4 protein-coding genes are annotated in these 4,053 nt (G+C 68.2%); 2 read left to right on the forward strand and 2 right to left on the reverse strand.

The genetic code is table 11. From position 1 onward, the window contains the following. Nucleotides 1-155: 155 nt before the first annotated feature. A complete protein-coding gene (gene relA / locus VF329_15775; protein HEX7082468.1) occupies nucleotides 156-2,369 on the reverse strand; it encodes a GTP diphosphokinase in 2,214 nt (737 codons plus the stop codon). 97 nt (nucleotides 2,370-2,466) lie between these two features. On the opposite strand from relA, the gene VF329_15780 reads away from it, so the two are divergent. After that, entirely contained in the window at nucleotides 2,467-3,039 is a 573-nt protein-coding gene (locus tag VF329_15780; GenBank protein HEX7082469.1) for a lytic transglycosylase domain-containing protein, read from the forward strand. A gap of 24 nt (nucleotides 3,040-3,063) precedes the next feature. Here VF329_15780 and VF329_15785 read toward each other — a convergent pair whose 3' ends face one another. Then, nucleotides 3,064-3,348, reverse strand: a complete 285-nt coding sequence (locus VF329_15785) for an acylphosphatase (protein HEX7082470.1) — start codon at nucleotides 3,346-3,348, stop codon at nucleotides 3,064-3,066. A 102-nt stretch (nucleotides 3,349-3,450) separates the two neighbouring features. Between VF329_15785 and VF329_15790 the strand changes: the two genes are divergently transcribed. Then, nucleotides 3,451-4,053 (forward strand): lyase family protein (locus tag VF329_15790; GenBank protein ID HEX7082471.1); only part of this gene is annotated, 603 nt, incomplete at its 3' end.

A 4,053-nucleotide genomic window follows, 5' to 3' on the forward strand; every position in this document is an offset into this window, starting at 1 on the left:
GGGCACGATCGAGTACAAGCGGCGGCGCGACGGGCATACGCGCGACCTGCCACTCGTCGACGCGGCCGCCGAAGTGCGCAAGCTCCTCGCCGTCAACTAGCGGCGCCGCGAAAGCGCATTCCGGCCGCCGTCCGGCGCCGCCGCGGCCGTCCCGTCTACTGCACCTTGCGCCGAACTTCGGCGACGTTCGGGACGCGGTCGATGAGCGCGAGCAGGCGTGCGAGCACGTGCAGGTCCGGGATCTCGACCGTGAACGTCATGCGCGCGATGTGCTGGCCCTTGTCGACCACCGTGTTGAGCGCGACCACGTTGATGCGCTCGTTCGCGAGCAGCGCGGTAATGTCGCGCAGCAGGCCCGGGCGTTCGTACGCAATGACCTCGATCTCCACCGGATAGGTCCCGCCCGCCGCCGCGCCCCAACTCACCTCGATCAGCCGCTCCTCGTTCTCGCCGTGGTGTCGCAGCGCGTTCGGGCAGTCGCGGCGATGGACGGTGATACCCTGCCCGCGCGTGATGAACCCGACGATCGGATCGCCCGGCACCGGGTTGCAGCAGCGGCCGATACGGGTGAGGAGATTGCCGACGCCGAGGATCGTGACGCCCGGCGCGGTGCTGCGCGCGGGCGCGGTGGTGGGCACGCTGGGAAGCGGTCGCGCCTCGCGCGGCAGCTCCACCAGCTCCTGCACCGCGTTCACGATCTGCGATGACTTCACGTCGCCGCGGCCCACGGCGGCGAGGAACTCGTCCACTTTGGCGAAGCCGAACTTCTGCGTGAGCCGCTCGTAATTGACGTCGACGAGCCCGAGGCGGTGAAGCTCGCGCTCGAGCACGGTGCGGCCGTCGGCGACGCTCAGCTCGTAGTTCTGCTGGCGGAACCAGTGCTGGACCTTGGAGCGCGCGCGCGAGCTGTGCAGGTAGCCGAGATGCGGATTGAGCCAGTCGCGCGACGGGCCGCCCTCCTTGACCGTCAGCACCTCCACCTGCTCGCCGGTCTTCAGCTTGTAGGTGAGCGGCACGATGCGGCCGTCGACCTTCGCGCCACGGCAGCGGTGGCCGATGTCCGTGTGCACGTGATACGCGAAGTCGAGCGGCGTGCTGCCCGCCGGCAGGTCGATGATCTTGCCCTTCGGCGTGAACACGTACACGCGCTCGCTGAACACTTCCGACTTGAACTGATCGACGAAATCGCTCGCTTCCGCGACCTCGTCCTTCCATTCGAGCAGACTCCGGAGCCACGCGATCTTGCGGTCGAAGTCGATGTCGGCGGCGATGCCCTCCTTGTAGCGCCAGTGCGCCGCCACGCCGAGCTCGGACTGCTGGTGCATCTCGTAGGTGCGGATCTGCACCTCGACAATCTTGCCCTCCGGCCCGAGCACCGCCGTATGAATGGAGCGGTAGTAGTTCTCCTTCGGCGTCGCGATGTAGTCGTCGAATTCGCCCGGCACGTACTGCCACAGGCCGTGCACCACGCCGAGCGCCGCGTAGCAGTCGCGCACGGTCTCGACCAGGATGCGCACGCCGCGCACGTCCGTGATCTGCCCGAAGTCCTTGCCTTTGCGGCGCATCTTGCGCCAGATCCCGTAGATGTGCTTCGGCCGCCCGGTGACCTCGGCCTTGATCCCCGCCTGCTGCAGCTCGGCTTTGAGCCGCCGGCAGAACTCTTCGATGTAGCGTTCGCGGTCGACGCGCTTCTCCGCGAGCAGCGTTGCGATCTGCCGGTACGCGACGGGCTCCAGGTAGCGGAACGCGAGGTCCTCGAGCTCCCACTTGAGCTGCCAGATGCCGAGCCGGTTCGCGAGCGGCGCGAAGATGTCCATGGTCTCGCGCGCGATGCGCTTCTGCTTCTCCTCGGGCAGCGGCGCGAGCGTGCGCATGTTGTGCAACCGGTCGGCGAGCTTGATCAGCACCACATCGACGTCTTCGGCCATCGCGAGCAGCATCTTGCGCAGACTTTCGGCCTGGGCTTGCTCGCGCCGCCCCTGCACGGCGACACCCTTATACTCCTGGATCACCTCCATCTTCGTCACACCGTCGACGAGTCGGGCAACGCGCTCGCCGAACTCGCGGCGGATGTCGTCGAGGGTCGCCGGCGTGTCCTCCACCGTGTCGTGCAGGATGGCGGCGGCGATCGCTTCGTGATCCGGCGTGAGGTCGCCGAGGATGCGGGCTACCGCGAACGCATGCTCCACGTAGGGCTCGCCCGAAGCCCGGCTCTGGCCCGCGTGCGCGCGCTCGGCGAACCGGCAGGCGCGTCGGATGAAGTCTACGTCGATCCCGCCGCGCGCTTCGGCGAGCGAGCGGAGCCAGCCTTCGACGTCGTCCGCGGCGGCGGCCGCCGCGGCAGATGCGGGACGGGTGACGGTAACCATACGGTATGCATTATGCGGGCGGCATCGAGCGGATCAAAACGGCGGCGTGCCCGTCTCCGCCTGCTATGCTTGGATCGATTGCTTCACCTGTTCATTCATGCGCTCGCTCCTGGTTGGCATTTCCCTGCTCGCCGCCCTCTGGCTCTCCCCGGCCGCGGCCGACCCGCCGGAGGCCGTTGATCCCGGCCTGCGCGAAGCGCTGCGGCGCGCCGTCGCCGATGCGCGTTCGTTCGACGACCGGTTCGAGGCCGAGGTCTGGCTGCTCGACATGTCCCGGCGACTCGAGCCCAAAGTGCCGGACCCGGCGTTTCGACTGGAGCTGCTGAAGCACGTGCACTACGAGGCGCGGCGCGCGGGGCTCCCGCCGGAGCTCGTGCTCGCCGTGATCGAGGTCGAGAGTAACTTCAATCCGTTTGCGATTTCCTCGGCCGGCGCCCGCGGCCTGATGCAGGTGATGCCGTTCTGGCTCAAGGAGATCGGGCGGCCGGGCGACAGCCTGTTCCGCGTGCAGACCAACCTGCGGTACGGCTGCACCATCCTCCGATATTATCTCGACCTCGAGAAGGGAAACTTGTTCCATGCGCTCGCGCGGTACAACGGCAGCCGCGGGCAGCGCTGGTATCCGGCACGGGTCGAGCGCGCGTGGAAGACGCGCTGGTTTCCGCAGTAGCCGCCGGCCGGCTACGCCGGCACCTCACCCGCGAATCTCGAACGACGCGAACCGTTGCGCCGGAGCATCGCTCGCCTGCACGTCCCGCACCCGCGCCGCGCGCGGCCCCTTCCATAACCAGCGCTCGAACGCCTGCAGCGCCTCGGAGTCGCCGCACGCGAGCGCTTCGACGTCCCCGTTCGGCAGGTTGCGCACCCAGCCGGTGAGACCGAGCCGCTCGGCTTCGTCGCAGGCGGCGTAGCGAAAGCCGACGCCCTGAACCCGACCGGACACGACGAAACGGCGGCAGGATTTCGCGTCTGCGTTCATTGCGTTTGCCTCGCGATTCGGCTGCGTCGTGGCCTTCGCGCCGCGCGATGCGGCACGTGAGGGCCCTCCCTATAATGGGCCGACGAACCGTTGGAGCCGATCATGGACCAGAAATTCCGGATCGAGAAGGACACACTCGGCGAGTTCCGCGTCCCCGCCGACGCCTGGTACGGAATCCAGACCGCCCGCGCCGTCGAGAATTTTCCGATCTCCGGCCGCCGCCCCGACCCGGACTTCATCGTAGCGCACGTTCGCGTGAAGCGCGCCGCCGCCGTTGCCAATCGCGATGCCGGCTGGCTCGAGCCGCGCCTTGCCGACGCTATCATCGCCGTCGCCGACGAGATCATCGCCGGGCGCTACCACGATCAATTCGTGGTCGATCGGTTCCAGGCCGGCGCCGGCACCAGCCACAACATGAACACCAACGAGGTCATCGCGAATCTCGCGAACGAGCGCCTCGGCGGGCGCCGCGGCGAGTACCGGCCGGTGCACCCGAACGATCACGTCAACATGGGACAGAGCACGAACGACACGATCCCGACCGCGATCCGCCTCGCCGTGCTCGCGAAACTGCCACGGCTCGTTGCGGCGCTCGAGCGCATGGCGGCCGAGTACGAGCGCATTGCCGTGCGCGAGGCGGAAACGATCAAAAGCGGACGCACGCACCTGCAGGACGCGGTGCCGACGACGATCGGGCGCGAGTTC

This window comes from Gammaproteobacteria bacterium, from assembly GCA_036381015.1.
GTDB lineage: Bacteria > Pseudomonadota > Gammaproteobacteria > Steroidobacterales > Rariloculaceae > ZC4RG20.

Coding starts and splice junctions, on each gene's coding strand:
- relA (HEX7082468.1), bottom strand. CDS start 2,369: ATGGTTACCGTCACCCGTCCCGCATCTGCCGCGGCGGCCGCCGCCGCG.
- VF329_15780 (HEX7082469.1), top strand. CDS start 2,467: ATGCGCTCGCTCCTGGTTGGCATTTCCCTGCTCGCCGCCCTCTGGCTC.
- VF329_15785 (HEX7082470.1), bottom strand. CDS start 3,348: ATGAACGCAGACGCGAAATCCTGCCGCCGTTTCGTCGTGTCCGGTCGG.